Here is a 16,458-nt window from a genome sequence, read left to right as displayed (position 1 = left end):
TCTCTCACAATCCCTATATTAATAAGTAATAGGAGTCTGAGTGACATCCGCACAGCTCAGCAAATATTTCCAAATAAATGCTTGAACAAAGCACATAACTGAATTACAATACGAATGATAATGAGATTCAATATCATTTAGAAGGTAAAGGGGAGTCGGGTTAGCATGTTCAGATTCAAGAAAAAGCTATTTATGTACGCTACACTTCTATTGATGATTTCACTGCTGGCAGGGTGTGCATCGGGGGGGAGTGCAGAGACAACAAATACGGCAAGCCAAGCTACGAGCGGGAACACGAGCAGTAATGAAAGCGATACAACGAGCAATACCACAGATGATCAGACTAGAGTGATCAAGCATGCTATGGGTGAAACCACCATTACAGGTACACCGCAGAAGATTGTAACACTGTTCCAAGGTGCGAATGACGTTGTCATTGCTCTGGGTGTTAAGCCCACAGGTGTTGTAGAATCATGGGTTCAACAACCCATATACGAATATCTGAGAGCTGATCTGGATGGCGTACCACAAGTGGGTCAAGAGCCTCAGCCCAATATGGAAGAGATCAACAAATTGAAGCCGGATCTCATTATTGCAACGAAGATCAGACATGAGGACATCTATGCTCAATTGTCACAGATCGCTCCAACAGTTGTCACAGAGACGTTGTTTGATTGGAAAGAAACCGTGAAACTGGCTGGCGAAGCAATGAATAAGGTGGAGCAATCGGACAAGCTGTTGGCAGATTGGGATACGCGTGTAGCTGACTTCAAGGAAAAAATGGGTGATCGCCTCCCGATCGAAGCAACCATTACTAACTTCAGAGCCGATCAAGTTCGTATTTTCTACATGGGTTATGCGGGCAAAATTCTGAAAGAGCTCGGTTTCACAAGACCAGCCGGTCATGATGAAGATACATGGGGTGTTGAATTGACTTCCAAAGAGAGCATTCCAGATATGAATGCTGACTTGATCTTCAACTTTAATTCAGGTACTGAGACGGAAGCCATTCAGAAGAACTATGAGGATTGGACAAGCAGTCCATTGTGGAAGAATCTCGATGCTGTGAAGAACAACCAGTTAGTTCAAGTTGATGAAGTGGCTTGGAACATGGCCGGAGGATATACATCTGCTAATATGATGCTGGATGATCTGTATGAATATTTCAAGTTGAATTAACGGGAGCGAGACCTGCCATGCACCAACATTTGAAGCAAAGTGTATGGGCTGGCAGGTCTTTTTGCATTTCATGGATGAAAGAGTGAGAATATGTTTCCCCTTTTTACGAAGACAAGCGGAAAGATTTATGGAATCATAGGTTTATTTATTTTGCTGATGTTGGTCTGTGTGTCCAGTATGATCTTTGGACGTACAGCGATTACGTTACAGGATGGGATGGATGCACTCCGGCACTATGATGAAGAATCGATCGAACATATCGTTCTGTTAACAGAACGTCTGCCACGTACGGTCATTGCAGCGGTTGTCGGGGCGAGCCTGGCTGTGGCAGGGGCACTTATGCAGGCGTTGACTCGTAACCCGCTTGCTTCACCGAGCGTATTCGGAATCAACGCTGGAGCCATTTTCTTCATTGTGATTGCCATCGTTGTTCTCTCCGTTTCATCCTTAACTACAATGATGTGGTTTGGTTTTGCAGGTGCAGCAATTGCCGCTGCTATTGTATACGGGCTGGGGTCGCTCGGGCGAGATGGTCTTACTCCAATCAAAATTGTACTGGCAGGTACTGCAATTACAGCACTGTTTTCGTCCTTCACTCAAGCGGTGCTTATATTAGATGGAACGGGTCTTCAGGATGTATTGTTCTGGCTGGCTGGTTCGGTAAGTGGACGAACGCTGGACATGTTATACCCTGTTCTTCCTTATATGACGGTTGCAGCAATTGTAGCGCTCTTCATGGGAAGGGCAGTCAACCTACTGTTGACGGGGGATGATATTGCCAAAGGCATGGGACAGAATGTGCTGTTAGTGAAGTTGCTCATGGGTATTGTTACCGTACTTCTAGCTGGTGGTTCAGTTGCGGTTGCCGGCTCGGTTGGCCTGGTCGGTCTTGTTGTTCCGCATATCATGCGTGCGTTGGTCGGAAATGATTATCGCTGGCTAGTACCCTATTCCATTTTAGGGGGAGCCATCCTACTATTATCTGCCGATGTTATCGCAAGACTGGTCATCATGCCACAGGAAATTCCGCTTGGTGTCATGACGGCCATCATCGGCGGCCCCTTCTTCGTCTACATCGCCCGTAAGGGGGGGACAAAAATATGAAAAAGATGTTGACCTTTCGCTCCAAGAAAGAGGCTATCTCACTGCAAATGGAGCGAAAATCATTACTCGTCATCGTTAGTTTAGTTGTACTATCTTTAGTTGCAGCGATCGTTGGCACAAGTATAGGCAGTGATTATATTTCTCCCCTCCATGTGCTGCAAGCGATTTTTAAACTGGGTGCGGGAGACTACGATTTTGTGGTGCTCACCTTAAGGTTGCCACGTGTGCTGTTATCCCTGCTCGTCGGTGCAGCACTGGGGATGTCTGGTGCAATCCTTCAGGGGATTATCCGTAACCCGCTGGCTTCACCGGATGTCATTGGGATCACAGGTGGCGCAGCTGTTGCCGCTGTTGGTTTCGTATCCATTCTGGGTGGAACGATCAGTATTAAGTTACTACCGTTGTTTGCCATTATAGGAGCGCTAGTTACGGCGCTAGTGATCTATGTGCTGGCTTGGAAAAAAGGAGTAACCCCCATCCGTCTTGTATTGATTGGGATTGGAATCTCGGCAATTATGGGAGCAGGGACTACCTTTATGCTGATTCTGAGTCCTTTCTATACGGCTGGGCAAGCCTATATCTGGCTGACAGGCAGCATCTATGGAGCATCATGGCTTGATATCCAAACGATTCTACCGGTAATTTTCATTGTTGTACCTCTCGCGATATGGTTTGCCAGAAGTCTAAATGCACAGGAGTTCGGTGATGATGTGGCAACTGGACTCGGTGTAACCGTGCAATGGCATCGCTCATTACTGCTTCTATGTAGTGTGCTACTCGCAGGCATCGCCGTCGCTGTTGCTGGAACTATCGGCTTTGTGGGTCTAATAGCACCACATATTGCACGAAAGTTAGTAGGGAGAATGTTCGGAAGCTTGCTTGTCGTATCAGGTTTCGTTGGTGCATTGCTTGTACTAAGTGCCGATCTGATTGCACGTACAGCCTTCCTTCCACTTGATGTTCCAGCAGGGGTATTTACTGCGGGGATAGGCGCTCCGTTTTTCCTATATTTATTGTTTAAGAATCGAAACCAGTTTTGAGGAGGAGAGCATCGTGAGTATTCTGGAAGCAAAGAACCTTACTATCTCTTATGGAGCAGATCCGATCATAGATAATTTGAATCTAACGATTCCAAAAGGACAGATTACGGTGCTCATCGGTAGTAACGGATGTGGCAAGTCGACGTTGCTACGCACGATGGCCCGATTGTTAAAATCCAGCTCAGGCTCCGTGCTGTTAGATGGTGATGAGATTGCCAAGCTACCTACCAAAGAGATTTCAAGACGCATGTCAATCCTGCCACAAGGCCCCTCTGCACCGGAAGGTCTTACAGTCAATCAATTAGTCAGACAGGGGAGATATCCGCATCAGAGCTGGCTTAAGCAATGGTCTCGGGAAGATGAACGCATGGTTAAGCTAGCACTTGAATCAACACATCTAACGGAGCTAGCGGATCGGCCGGTCGATGCATTGTCTGGTGGTCAGCGCCAGCGTGCCTGGATTGCGATGACACTGGCTCAAGGCACAGAGACGTTGCTGCTGGATGAGCCAACGACGTATCTGGATATGACCCATCAGATTGAAATACTGGACTTATTATTTGAATTAAATGAGCAAGAGGGGCGTACCATTGTGATGGTGCTACATGATATCAATTTGGCTTGCCGATATGCACATCACATCGTAGCCGTGCATAACAAATCCATTTATGCAGAAGGGAAACCGGAGCAGATCGTTACGCAGGACATGATTCGTACTGTGTTTCAGATGGAATGTGAGATTGCTGTTGATCCGTTGTTTGGTACGCCCACCTGCATTCCACATGGAAGAGGAAGAAAGTTAGAACGCGAGAAGCGTTACACCCAACTGGCTTAAGGATGAAGAACTGCAAGTGTCGATATCCTGGTATCGTCTGACCTAGGAACCATTGACCCAATCAGGCATCCTCGATGCTATGAACCGACATGTCCCAAGTTGAAGCATAAGGCAGCTGATTGATTTGTTTCTTTCAAACTGGCAAACGTCTCTATGTTTCATGGGGCGTTTGTCTCTTTTCTCCCATGTGGCTCTATTACATACGTCTATACCTACCTACCTACCTACCTACCTACCTACCTACCTACCTACCTACCTACCTACCTACCTATCCCCAACCGCATCTTAGCCTAAGCCAATCAACTTTACCTAGCTACATCATAATCGTGATCTAACCACCCTACAGCTATATCCTTTGCAATATCACAACTCAAGCACCGAACCAATCACCGAATCAATCAACATACAGACTCATAACCATCTGTATATCAAACACCCTCCTAAATATACTTAAAATCCCTTTAAAGTTTTCAATTGACATAAATACTATATTTACCATAAAATAGATTCAGGTGATATTGATAATCATTATCAAAATAAACCTAACTAAAAATCGGATGAAGTAGAGGTTAGAGGCGTCTTCATTGGATCGGGGAGGACTTTCAGTGTTTCCGAAAGGGATTCAGAATCTGCAAAACCGACTCATTCTAAGTAAAGCCCTGGAGATGGGAATTGACTGCAAGCCACTCCTTGCAGGGTGTGAGGATTTTCTGGAACTCTCATTTGAGGATAGAAGAATCATCATCAACAAGACGAGGTCTCATCGTCTCCCGCTAATTGCCGGATTACTGGCGAAGAACAAGCAGGTGTGTAACATGCTGTTAGAGCAGCAAGGAATGCCTGTGCCTTCCTACGTTGTCCTGAGTGGAATGGGAGATGAGGCTGTTCATTTTCTAGAAGTGAATCAGTCGATTGTTGTCAAACCTCTTGATGCAAGTGGCAGTGCTGGCGTAACACTTGATGTACAAACTGTTCATGAGATGGAAACTGCGATTGAACGAGCGTTAGCCCATAGTACAAGCATTATGCTCCAGCGCTTTGTGCGAGGGATAGATTATAGGGTGCTGGTCATCAACGGGGCTATTGCCGCTGTCAATAAATATCGTCCTGTCTTCGTAGAAGGCGACGGCATCTCAACGATTAAGGAGTTAATCCAAAGGCTGAATCAGGAAAGACTTCAATTGACCCATATCGGGGAATATGAAGCATTCCCGAAGCTTGAAGAGGATTCCGCACAACTGCATCAAGCCTTGCGTGCACAGAGAGTTAATTCTGAGGATGTGCCTTCCTTAGGCAGACAGATTGAGCTATACCATCTACGTAATTCAGCCGCTGGGAACATCAGCGAGTTCTATATGGATTGTACAGAAGGTATGCATGAGGCTAACGCTCTCATGGCGATCCAAGCCGCGAATGCATTACAGATCGATGTAGCCGGGATTGATATCCGCTGCTCCGATATTCGGGTTCCGATTACCAAAGAGAACGGAGGTATTTTGGAGGTGAATGCACTTCCAGATATGACACATCACGTCTTTCCTCATGAAGGCACTACACGTGATGTTGTGCGCATGTACTTAGAGTATCTTGTTCAGCATGAACCAGTCCTGACACCGTAATGATAAGTACAATTCATCTCAAATTGATCATAAGGAGCGTAATATGCAATGTCAGTAGAAGTTCAGTCCGACGATCTGAAGCTTCAAAATGAAAAGGAATCGAATGCGCGCTCGTACCCTAGACACTTTCCACTTGTGATCAGTAAGGCTAAAGGAATTACGGTTACCGATACTGAAGGTCGTAATTACTATGATTGTCTTGCAGGTGCAGGAACGCTTGCTTTAGGACATAACCATGAGACTGTTACGGATGCGATTCGTGGTGTGCTTGATCAACAGATCCCGTTACATACCTTGGATTTAGCAACACCATTGAAGATTGCATTTATGCAAGAACTACTCTCCATTCTTCCGAATGAATTAAAGGATACAGCCAAAATCCAGTTCTGTGGGCCAACTGGAGCCGATGCGGTAGAGGCTGCGATTAAACTCGTCAAAAACGCGACGGGTGGCAAGTCCATCCTTGCCTTCCAAGGAAGCTACCATGGTTCAACCCAGGCGACTATGGCGATGAGCGGCAATCTAAGCAAAAAGCAACATCTACAGAGCCTTTTACCTGATGTGCATTTCCTGCCGTTTCCCTATGAATATCGTTGCCCTTTTGGGATGGGAGAAGGCATGACAGCCAAGCTTAGCGCACAGTACATTGAGAACCTGCTGGATGATTGCGAGAGCGGTATTGCGCGGCCGTGTGGCATTATTCTGGAAACTGTGCAGGGTGAAGGCGGAGTAATTCCTGCGGATCTCGAATGGCTGCGGCAATTACGCCGTATTACGTCTGAACGGGGCATTCCACTGATTATTGATGAGGTTCAGACAGGTATTGGCCGCACGGGGCGGATGTTTTCATTTGAACATGCGGGGATTGTACCTGATGTGATCATCTGCTCCAAAGCGGTAGGTGGCAGCTTACCCATGGCCGTTGTGATCTATAAAGAAGAACTGGATCAATGGCAACCCGGCGCGCATACGGGAACCTTCCGGGGTAACCAGCTAGGGATGGCCGCAGGGCTTGCGACCCTTCGCCACATGCACGAGCAGAACATTCTTCAGAACGTGCAATTGCGAAGTGAGCAGTTTATGCATCGATTGGAGAAATTGAAAGGTCAGTATGCAGAGATTGGAGATGTTCGGGGCAGAGGACTGATGATTGGGGTAGAGATCGTTAATCCTGCTGGCTCGAAGGATCGTTTAGGACATTATCTACAGAATGGACCGTTAGCTGCGTCCATCCAGCGTGAATGCTTCAACAATGGCTTAATCGTGGAAGTCGGTGGTCGTCATTCGGCTGTGATCCGGTTCCTGCCACCACTCAATATTACAGAGCAGGAGACGGCAGCAGTACTGGGGATTTTTGAGAAATCCGTGCAAGCAGCTATTGCTTTAACGACAGCTACAGCATGAAGTTATCGATACTCAAGGGTCATGCCGTTCTGTGGGCTATTCTTACGGGAGCCTTTGCTCTGGTGCTGACAAATAGTGCATTCAATCTGCTGTTACCCTACTTTGTCCAACACTATGATATCTCGACGACAGCAGGCGGATGGATCATTGTTTTGTACATGCTTGCGATGACGCTGACGATGCCGATGGCCTCTCTGATCGTGGATCGTTTGGGCAGAAAACAGACCTATATGCTAGGCATATGTTTATATGGCATATTCTCCATCATTGGTGCACTGTTCCATGCCTATTTCGAGGTGCTGTTGATCGTACGATTCATGCATGGCGTGGCGGCAGGTTTGATGATTCCGTTATCTCTTGTCTTGTTATTTGACTATTATGGCATGGAGGTGCGAGGCAGGATCACAGGAGCGTGGGGAATGCTCCTAATGCTTGCTCCAACGGCTGGACCAACCTTAGGTGGATTCATCATTGAGTATGGAAGACTGGAATATCTATTCTGGTTGAACGTTCCGTTCGCTGTATTCTCCTTAATCTTATGTGGCTCATACATCCAGGTGTACCTGCCAGCCCGACGTAAGCGGTGGCATCTATCCAGCATGGTCTTGTTAATCGGAGGAATAGGCGCTCTTAGTCTGGGACTTCAACTATATGCTAGTCCTATTGTGGGTAGCGGAGTACCTTGGAGCCTTATGGCCGTGGGGATTGCACTGCTCATCCGTTTTATCCAAACGGAAAATCGACGGAAGGAGCCGTTAATTCGCTATCAGCTATTACGCCGGAATAGGGTGTTTCCATTAACTGTGCTCATCTCGACTATTCAAGATTGCGTGATGTTTGGGGTGATATTCGCTTTACCGCTGTTATTCCAAGATGTCTTTCACATGTCACCAGCTTTATCGGGTGCGCTGTTCATTCCGCTATCGATCTGCACAAGTCTGTTCATGTGGATTGGAGGCAGTCTGATGGATCGTGGTCGGTCGTTGCAATTTATCGCATGGGGCACCGCCCTTGTGGCGTTCTCGATTGTATCATTTGCATTCCTGCCGCTGAATACCTCGCTTATTATTCTGGTCATGCTTATGGCCTGCAGAGGAATGGGAGTTGGACTGTCAGGTATGAGCATCTCGGCTCTAGGATTACAGGCGTTATCGGAAGAGGATATGCATGAGGGATCGGCATTATCCGTTTAGCTTCATCGTTTGCGATCATGGGACTCACGTTGTTCTACGATATGCGATGGCAGTGGCTTGCTCAGACAGGGGCATCAGTAGAGATGGCAAAGTGGGGTGCGCTACGAGAAATATGTATCGTGCTAGGAAGCGCGATTCTGCTGACACTGCCCCTTGTTTTACTTATAACACGAAAGAGGGTTGGCCTCATTGTTCGAGATGGAAAACAAGCTCCAGTCTGAGGCGAAGCAGCAGGCGAATATGCACTCATGCAAGCTGCTTCTCAACACGTACATTCGTGAGCTTGCATACAAGAAGCAAGATGATATACAGATCAATGCGATGACCAAGACGTTCCGAGTGTCGTTTCCGGTGAGTGATGTCATCGTTACTGGACGTTTATCGTACTACTCCGCCATGGGTGAGCATGAGTACGATCGCATACAAGATTTCAGTGGGAAGTCGGTGTGGGTGAATGATCTGGTTTGCTGGATTACCCGAGAGCTGAGTGTCGAGGGAAGTGAAGGAGTAATTTTGCAAGGACAGAAACGAGAAGAGGGAGAAGGGTTTCAGGACGATCTCATCCGTGATTTTGCCGAAAAGGTAGATAATAGCCTCGCAAACTTGACGCTGTTCATTGAAAAGGCTGCCGCCTTCGAAATGCATGATTACTGTACATCGGAACAGTCTCTAATATATGGACATCCGTTTCACCCGTTTCCCAAAAATTCACGTGGGTTCACTGAACAGGATGTGCTGAGGTATAGCCCGGAGCTACGTAATGCCTTTCCGCTTTGCTACATTGCCGTGAGGAAGGATGTATATCGAGAAGAATGGATGGACGACCATCATCAGATTGAATGGCATGACAGTGTTAGGCAACAGTTGGCACAAGTCGTGGAGAATTCATCTGAGCAATATGGCGTACTGCCCGTTCACCCTTGGCAATATAAGCACATCTTGGGTATTGCCGAAGTGCAATCTTACATCCGGGAACGAAAAATCGTACTGCTTGGCAGCTTCGGCTCGCTCGCCTATCCAACATCCTCAGTACGCACCGTATATGTGCCTGATATGAACTGTAATATCAAGCTGTCGCTGCATATGCAGATTACGAACATGATTCGTACGAACAGTGCGGAGCAGATGCGTAGAACGTTGGATGCTTCACGTTATTTGGTACAACATGATTGTTTCCAGAAGGACAAGAACACGCACATTGCATATGAAACGGGAGTAACGACGTGTCACTTCGAGGACGAAGGGTTGACCAGTTTGTTTACGGTAGCTTATCGCCCGATTGAATTCGATCCTTCGTGTACGTTCGTTGTTTCTAGTCTAGTAGAAGCTCCTCTGCCAGGAATGCCATCGCGGTTGATGCGTATGCTCGGCGGTGGACGTACTGAGGCGGAGCAGTGGTTATCCCGTTACTTGCGTTTATCCTTGTTGCCACTGGTGCGTGCAGGTGGGGAGCGAGGCATTCATTTTGAAGCCCATTTACAAAATACGCTGGTAACCCTAAAGGACGGTTGGCCTGTTGCCTTTATTGTGCGTGATCTGGAAGGGGTTAGCGTGGATATCGAGCATGTGAATTCGGCTGAACGTGACCGTTCTGAGCTGCTTTTTTATCCACGGGAGAAGGCGTGGGCAAGGACATCTTATTATTTTATGATCAATCATCTGGGTTCACTTATACATGCACTTGCTAGGGATGTGAGTGTACAGGAAGAGCATTTCTGGGAGATGGTGCGTGAGCTGCTTGAGCAGGAACTGAAGAATACAAGGAATGCCTATGTTCGGCATTTGCTCAAGGCAGATGTATTTATGGCGAAGCAGAATCTGGTGAGCTGTCTTCGAGGAATCAGTCAAACACCGGATTATGTGGCCGTTCAGAATGTAATGAACCGAATAGGAGTGAAGTAAGTGGGAGCCATACGATTCGAGACTGAACTCAAGGACAAAACGGAAGTACACAAGGATGTGCAGGAACGCATTATGCGTCAGGCACTGGAGGCTTTATGGTTCGAAGATATTATTGATTGTAGGAAGCAAGGAAGAGAGTGGGGAACTACCGGAATCGACGGACAAGGGAAACCTGTTCAATACACCTGTGAAGCACAACAGAAGTACTCGTTCGGTAGAGTGAAGGTAGTTAAAGGGTCGATCCAAAGAGAAGGCGTACCTATGACTGATCTGAATCGATTTCTGGAAGAAATGGTGTTGAACAAACTTACAGGAGCTCATGTCGATTCCTTCATTCAAGAACTGCTGGAGACGCTGGCGAAGGATAGTCAGTGCCGAGCTGTATTGGCAGAGTCGATTCCAATCGCGGATCATCATTATGATGCACTCGAAAGCCATATGACTGACGGTCATCTATATCATCCGAGCTATAAGTCGAGGTTAGGATTCACGCTAAAAGACAACCTGGCCTTTGGCCCCGAATTCAACATGGATGTGCCGCTCTATTGGCTCGCGGTTAAACAGACGTTGGTGCAGACGGCTCTCTCCAAAGGTTGTACATCAGATGATCTTGTGGGACAACATTTGACGAAAGCGGATAGACGTCGGTTCAGCCGCATTTTGCAGGGAGAAGCTGGCCTAGAGCTTAGCGATGTGGATGCTGAGGATGGTATCGCTGACAATACCAGTAATAGTGACAATACCAATAGTAGTAGTGGAGACAGTGATAATAGCAGTAGCAGTAGTGGCGGTGACAGTGGCAATGTTAATGGTAATGGTAATGGCAGTAACAGTAACAGTAACAATGATGGAGCTGGCGTTGCCCACGTTGACGCTTATGGTAACCCTTATGTGTTCATCCCGGTTCATCCTTGGCAATGGGAGCACCAATTACAGTCAGTATTCGCTGTTCAATTAATGGAGAAGGACATTATTTTCCTCGGGACATCTTCATCTTCATATCGCGCCCAGCAGTCGATCCGTTCTCTCTCCAATCGGGTTAATGCTAGTGCTCCTTATATCAAACTAGCACTTAGTATTACGAATACATCGAGTACACGTATTTTGGCTCAGCATACCACCCAGAATGCCCCGCTGATCAGCGATTGGTTGGAACAACTCATTCAGGAGGATGAGCTGCTGCAGCAGGAGCAGTTTGCCATACTGAAAGAGGTCATGGGATTGTCCTTCAGATATGAGCAACTATCTGTCATCCAATATCGCCGTGCGTACGGAACATTCGGTGCAATCTGGCGGGAGAATGTAACCACTCATCTACAGCCAGGTGAGACGGCTTGGCCACTAAATGCATTAATGCTGGTACAACCAAACAGTGTACCTTTCATTCAGGCTGCAATTGAACGTCATGGTATTGCAAAGTGGAGCGAGGCACTTGTTCGCACGATTACACTGCCGATCATACATTTGCTTTATGCTCATGGCATTGCACTGGAGTCACATGCCCAGAATATTATTTTGGTGCTGGAGAATGACCTACCGAAACGAATGATTGTGAAGGATCTGCATGATGGGGTTCGTTATGTACCCGATAAATTGCTCCACCCGGAGCGTGCACCAGAGCTGCATCCTGTACCCGAGACTCACCGTAAGTTCAATCGGTATTCCTTCATCTATACTGAGGATGTATCCGAGGTTCGTGATTATACGTATGATGCCTTCTTCTTTATCTGTATGACCGATATTGCTCTGGCACTGGAGCGCTTCGGATTATCCGAGGAAGATTTCTGGCAACTGAGTGCGGGTATCATTGTGGATTATCAGCAGCAGCATCCGGAATATAGCGAGCGCTTTGCGTGGTTTGACCTATTTGGCGAGGATGCGTTAATCGAAGAGATGACAAAGCGGCGTCTCTATGGTGATGGAGAACTGTATTTCCGCAAGGTCAGCAATCCGTTGAAACGGGCGAAGGATACATTGGCATGAGAACGAATACGCTGAAGGAAAAAATATCTCGAGGGCGCCCTGTGTTCGGCTTGTTTGTATCGATTCCACATCCGGTCATCATCGAGATGATCGGACATGCAGAATATGATTTTGTGATCATTGATCTAGAGCATGCAACCACGAATATGGAATCGTTGGAAGAGATGATTCGGGCTGCTGATCTATGTGGCATGACACCGCTCGTACGTATCTCGAAGGTAGAGCGGGCAGAGATTTTGAAAGTGCTGGACTGCGGGGCACAAGGCATTGTGATCCCTCACGTGGAAGGACGGGATCAGGTGGAAGAAGCGGTTCATCACACCTACTATCATCCACTGGGGATGCGCAGTCTGAATAGTGGTCGCGCTGGTGTATTCGGTAAATATCCACTTACTGACTATATTAAACAGGCGAATGAGCAGATCATGGTGATTCCGATGATTGAGAGTGTGCAGGGTATACAGCAGAGCGATAACATTTTGTCTCACCCACAGGTCAGTTTTGTGCTAGAGGGAGCCGCAGATCTATCACAATCTCTTGGTGTACCTTGGCAGACGGATCATGCAGATGTTCGTTCTGCACTGACGACCTTACATGATCAGGCGCGGCAGTACAATGTCCCGTATGCAACCGTGACGAGAGGTATCAAGGATATGACGCTATGGACAGAGCGAGGGGTACATATTTTTGTGTTAGGGGATGACCGGAATACAGCTTTTCGTGCATATGTGCGGAAAAGGAATGACTATGGAAGTGTAGGTGCACAGGTATGATATCCAAGGTAGAAACCGTGATCCGTCAGATCCAAGAGGGCAGTGAAGAGCCTGTATGCGCGTATCTCTACGACCTCGCGGGAATCCAAGAACAGGTACGCCAGATGTTACAGCACATGCCACAACATACCTCTTTGTTCTACGCGATCAAAGCGAACCCTGATCCCCGAATCATTGAAGCGCTTCTACCATGGGTTAAGGGATTTGAGGTTGCGTCGATTGGTGAATTGCTCAAGGTAAGACGTATTAGCGTCCAGGTTCCCATTCTTTTTGGCGGACCAGGCAAAAAAGAAGCTGAGTTAGAACAAGCGCTGGAACATCGGGTCACCTTGTTACATGTGGAGAGTTTGCTAGAGCTGCGAAGACTGATTGCTATCGCCAAGCGAAAAAAGCAGGTCGCCAGTATTCTGCTGCGAATCAACCTGAGAAGTAGCACACTGCCAAGAACTAAGATTGTGATGGGCGGTGGGCCAAGCCCGTTTGGATTAGATGAGGAGTGGGTTGAGCAAGCGATACAGATCATACGTGAGGAAGGTGCGGGAGCCGTACACCTGCGCGGGTTTCACTTTCACTCGTTATCCAACAATACCGATGCGAGATTACATGCCGAGATGATCGATCTGTATTTAAACAAAGTCAAGGCATGGCAAGACGCTTACGGTATACAGGTTGACGTCGTTAACGCAGGCGGCGGATTCGGTGTGACGTATGACGGAAGCCCGGGGTTTGACTGGCCGTTATTCACTTCTCTACTGAAACAGAGCGAGGCAAGGAAACAACTTGACGGTGTCCAGCTATACTTCGAACCGGGACGGATTCTCGTCGCAGATCATGGTTATTATGCAACCGAGGTTACGGACATTAAAGTTTCTCATGGAGAGCAGTTTGCCGTGATTAGAGGGGGAACACACCATAATCGGCTGCCTGCCTCATGGGGGCATAATCATCCTTTTCACGTTATGGCTACAGAGCACTGGGCGCATTCATACGCAAGACCAGAAGTGAAGCAGAGTGAGGTGCATATTGTAGGCGAGCTGTGCACACCGAAAGACCGGATGCATTCGAATGCTGAGGTTGAGCTGCTCCGCGTCGGAGATATCGTTGTTTTTGAGAAATCTGGAGCATATTGCTGGACGATCTCGCACCATGATTTTCTGGGGCATCCGCACCCGGCATTCCATTATTTGACGGAGGGAAACGACCATGTCAACAGTGATGAAGCTTTCCAGTCTGCAAGCCGCTGAGCACCAGATCATGGAGGATCTGATCAATACATTTCTGGCAGAGGGGTTACTGCCGCTTCCCGGTAATACCTTGATTGAATTGTCTGCTGCCCCGGAGAAAATCCGCCGAATGATGGAACCGTATCAGTACGGGCAGCGGGCAGGCTGGCAGAAGGATCAAACGGTGGGCAGACAAGAATGCACATTGGAAAACAAGCGTATGTTTGCACAAGAAGGGGCATTGGAAAGACAGCAAACGTTCGAAGAGCGACGGGCTTTGAATGATGAACAGCCACTTCGAGAAACGGGAAAATTGTCTCATGCTGGATTACAGTCGGAGGATGCTAGAAGTACAGGAGCTGGTCAAGTTCCTAAGTTTCTAGTTCATCTGGAAGGAATCGTGTTCATGGTTCAGTCCAGTATTAGGCAGGGAAGACAATGGGTGCAAGGTTCCCCTGTATATGCCCAAAATGCAGAAGGTGAATGGATCACGCTCTCTACACCGGTAGCCATTGGACATGCCGTACTGCGGCTCGCACTTTCAGACGAAGCTTATGCGCATCCGGGTGTAGCCGAATTTGTGGATAGCATCGAGACGGCGACCGAGCAGTTGGCCTTGGGACTAGAACAAGTGGAACAACTGAATAACGTGAAGCCTTCCAATGCCTACGAGTGGTTCATTAAGGGAGAACGAATTGCGGCATTACGGGATCGGCCTTTCCATCCAACATCCAAAGCCAAGATTGGTTTCACGGAAAAGGATGTTCGTCGTTATGCAGCAGAATTCGGAGAGAAGATACCTCTGCGCTGGGTTGCAGTGCGTAAGGATGTCGTGCAACAAGGATGTGAAGATAACAAGGGACTTTCAACACTAGATATATTGGATAAGCCCCAGCGAAAGATGGTGGAGGAAGCATTCCGGCGTAATGGAATTAATCTGAAAACCTATATGCCTATGCCGGTTCACCCTTGGCAATTGGAACATATCATTCTTACGCGTTATGCAGCGGAATTCAAGGATCGTACGATCCTAGTGCTTGATGTAGAAGTGGGTGAGGTTCAGGCGACATCTTCTCTCCGCTCGATGTCTTCTGTGACACCGTCAACTTATATGTTGAAGCTTCCTGTCAGCGTTTTGTCTCTTGGTGCGGCACGTTATCTTCCGGTCGTTAAGCTATTGAATGGTTTAGCTGGAGAACGGATGCTTCGGCAGGCGGTCGCTTGTGATGATTCCCTTGCCGGGAAAGTGTTCTTATGCCAAGAACAGAATTGGTGGGGCTACATGCCCGAAACGATGGGCTTATTCGATGATCATCCTCGCCATCTTGCGGCTCAAATACGGATCTATCCGCCAGAGCTTCTACAGGAAGGGGTGAAAGTCATCCCGATGGCTGCCCTTGGGGTGGAATTGAATGGTCGACATCTGCTATCCGAGCTATTAGGTGAGGAGTTATCGAAGGATGATGTAATCTCATTTTACACCAAACTGGCTGGATTATTTTACGATGTAGTCATGCGTTTGTTCAAGGTAGGTGTTGTCCCTGAAATTCATGGACAGAACTGCTGTGTGGTCTTGCGTCATCAGCAGGTGAAGGGGCTGTTGTTCCGCGACCACGATTCCGTGCGATTGCACCAGCCTTACTTGGACAAGCATGGCATTGCTGATCCAGCGTATTGGATTAGACCGGGATACTCTAATAGTCTGTATAATGAGACGCTTGAGAAGCTTATCTTTTATGTGCAATCTTTAGGCACACAGGTCAATCTGGCGGCCATTATTGAGGCACTCGTTGCTGTCTATGATCTGCCTGAAGCGAAGTTATGGGACATTACGGAGCAGATGTGGAAGGAAGCGTTGCACCGTGTGCAGCTTCCGGAGGCTGACCGGGCCGAGCTATTCCGCCTGATATTCCAAAGGCAGGAATGGCCCGCGAAGTTAGTTGTCCGTCCGCTGTTAGAAGCGGATGGGGTGCCTGGGGCAATGCCATCGGGCAAAGGCGCGGGGCATAATCCTTTTTACATTGGATGAGGTAAGGGTGTTGGGGTGATCTGGCTATGCCAGGTTGCCTTTTTTTTTGCGGTTATGCGGGTGTGTATAAATTGTTCGTTTTATATTCAATCCGATGCAGTCACTAGATGGATCAGATGGTATAATCGGGTAGAGTAGATAGGTTGATGTAACGATAATCGAAAAGGTTATCGG

The 16,458-nt window shown here is 47.6% G+C and carries 12 protein-coding genes; all 12 read left to right on the top strand.

The window, feature by feature from the left end:
* Positions 1 to 165 precede the first annotated feature (165 nt).
* The 12 genes from J2T19_RS16365 (at position 166) to J2T19_RS16310 (ending at position 16,284) form a co-directional block, all read left to right on the top strand.
* Positions 166 to 1,179, top strand: coding sequence for an ABC transporter substrate-binding protein (locus J2T19_RS16365; RefSeq protein ID WP_307217546.1), 1,014 nt, complete (start codon positions 166 to 168; stop codon positions 1,177 to 1,179).
* 90 nt (positions 1,180 to 1,269) lie between these two features.
* On the top strand, positions 1,270 to 2,283 hold the full coding sequence (locus J2T19_RS16360; protein ID WP_307217544.1) for a FecCD family ABC transporter permease: 1,014 nt from the start codon (positions 1,270 to 1,272) through the stop codon (positions 2,281 to 2,283).
* Positions 2,280 to 3,323 (top strand): FecCD family ABC transporter permease, encoded by a 1,044-nt coding sequence (locus J2T19_RS16355; protein WP_307217542.1) that lies wholly within the window; start codon positions 2,280 to 2,282, stop codon positions 3,321 to 3,323. The genes J2T19_RS16360 and J2T19_RS16355 overlap by 4 nt, the downstream gene beginning before the upstream one ends.
* 13 nt (positions 3,324 to 3,336) lie before the next feature.
* Positions 3,337 to 4,158, top strand: coding sequence for an ABC transporter ATP-binding protein (locus J2T19_RS16350; RefSeq protein ID WP_307217540.1), 822 nt, complete (start codon positions 3,337 to 3,339; stop codon positions 4,156 to 4,158).
* A 605-nt stretch (positions 4,159 to 4,763) separates the two neighbouring features.
* Positions 4,764 to 5,777, top strand: coding sequence for an ATP-grasp domain-containing protein (locus tag J2T19_RS16345; protein ID WP_307217539.1), 1,014 nt, complete (start codon positions 4,764 to 4,766; stop codon positions 5,775 to 5,777).
* A 48-nt stretch (positions 5,778 to 5,825) separates the two neighbouring features.
* Positions 5,826 to 7,181 (top strand): diaminobutyrate--2-oxoglutarate transaminase, encoded by a 1,356-nt coding sequence (locus J2T19_RS16340; RefSeq protein WP_307217537.1) that lies wholly within the window; start codon positions 5,826 to 5,828, stop codon positions 7,179 to 7,181.
* Positions 7,178 to 8,374 (top strand): MFS transporter, encoded by a 1,197-nt coding sequence (locus J2T19_RS16335; RefSeq protein WP_307217534.1) that lies wholly within the window; start codon positions 7,178 to 7,180, stop codon positions 8,372 to 8,374. Before J2T19_RS16340 ends, J2T19_RS16335 begins: the two co-directional genes overlap by 4 nt.
* Positions 8,375 to 8,572: 198 nt before the next feature.
* Positions 8,573 to 10,276 (top strand): IucA/IucC family protein, encoded by a 1,704-nt coding sequence (locus J2T19_RS16330; protein WP_307217532.1) that lies wholly within the window; start codon positions 8,573 to 8,575, stop codon positions 10,274 to 10,276.
* Positions 10,277 to 10,348: 72 nt separating this feature from the next.
* Entirely contained in the window at positions 10,349 to 12,259 is a 1,911-nt protein-coding gene (locus J2T19_RS16325; RefSeq protein ID WP_370874893.1) for an IucA/IucC family protein, read from the top strand.
* Positions 12,256 to 13,032, top strand: coding sequence for an HpcH/HpaI aldolase family protein (locus J2T19_RS16320; protein WP_307217528.1), 777 nt, complete (start codon positions 12,256 to 12,258; stop codon positions 13,030 to 13,032). The genes J2T19_RS16325 and J2T19_RS16320 overlap by 4 nt, the downstream gene beginning before the upstream one ends.
* A complete protein-coding gene (locus tag J2T19_RS16315) occupies positions 13,029 to 14,276 on the top strand; it encodes a type III PLP-dependent enzyme (protein ID WP_307217526.1) in 1,248 nt (415 codons plus the stop codon). The genes J2T19_RS16320 and J2T19_RS16315 overlap by 4 nt, the downstream gene beginning before the upstream one ends.
* Positions 14,236 to 16,284: an IucA/IucC family protein gene (locus J2T19_RS16310; protein WP_307217524.1), complete on the top strand. Its 2,049-nt coding sequence runs from the start codon at positions 14,236 to 14,238 to the stop codon at positions 16,282 to 16,284. Before J2T19_RS16315 ends, J2T19_RS16310 begins: the two co-directional genes overlap by 41 nt.
* The last annotated feature ends 174 nt before the right edge of the window (positions 16,285 to 16,458 follow it).

The organism is Paenibacillus tundrae (assembly GCF_030812775.1).
In the GTDB taxonomy this organism is placed as follows: domain Bacteria; phylum Bacillota; class Bacilli; order Paenibacillales; family Paenibacillaceae; genus Paenibacillus; species Paenibacillus tundrae_A.
The sequence above is the reverse complement of the archived record's forward strand: the minus strand, read 5'-3'. Positions and strand labels throughout refer to the sequence as shown.

What these genes read in the sequence shown, in the direction of transcription:
- J2T19_RS16330 (WP_307217532.1), top strand. Translation starts at nt 8,573, where the DNA reads ATGGAAAACAAGCTCCAGTCTGAGGCGAAGCAGCAGGCGAATATGCAC.
- J2T19_RS16310 (WP_307217524.1), top strand. Translation starts at nt 14,236, where the DNA reads ATGTCAACAGTGATGAAGCTTTCCAGTCTGCAAGCCGCTGAGCACCAG.
- J2T19_RS16335 (WP_307217534.1), top strand. Translation starts at nt 7,178, where the DNA reads ATGAAGTTATCGATACTCAAGGGTCATGCCGTTCTGTGGGCTATTCTT.
- J2T19_RS16365 (WP_307217546.1), top strand. Translation starts at nt 166, where the DNA reads ATGTTCAGATTCAAGAAAAAGCTATTTATGTACGCTACACTTCTATTG.
- J2T19_RS16320 (WP_307217528.1), top strand. Translation starts at nt 12,256, where the DNA reads ATGAGAACGAATACGCTGAAGGAAAAAATATCTCGAGGGCGCCCTGTG.
- J2T19_RS16360 (WP_307217544.1), top strand. Translation starts at nt 1,270, where the DNA reads ATGTTTCCCCTTTTTACGAAGACAAGCGGAAAGATTTATGGAATCATA.
- J2T19_RS16315 (WP_307217526.1), top strand. Translation starts at nt 13,029, where the DNA reads ATGATATCCAAGGTAGAAACCGTGATCCGTCAGATCCAAGAGGGCAGT.
- J2T19_RS16325 (WP_370874893.1), top strand. Translation starts at nt 10,349, where the DNA reads ATGCGTCAGGCACTGGAGGCTTTATGGTTCGAAGATATTATTGATTGT.
- J2T19_RS16340 (WP_307217537.1), top strand. Translation starts at nt 5,826, where the DNA reads ATGTCAGTAGAAGTTCAGTCCGACGATCTGAAGCTTCAAAATGAAAAG.
- J2T19_RS16355 (WP_307217542.1), top strand. Translation starts at nt 2,280, where the DNA reads ATGAAAAAGATGTTGACCTTTCGCTCCAAGAAAGAGGCTATCTCACTG.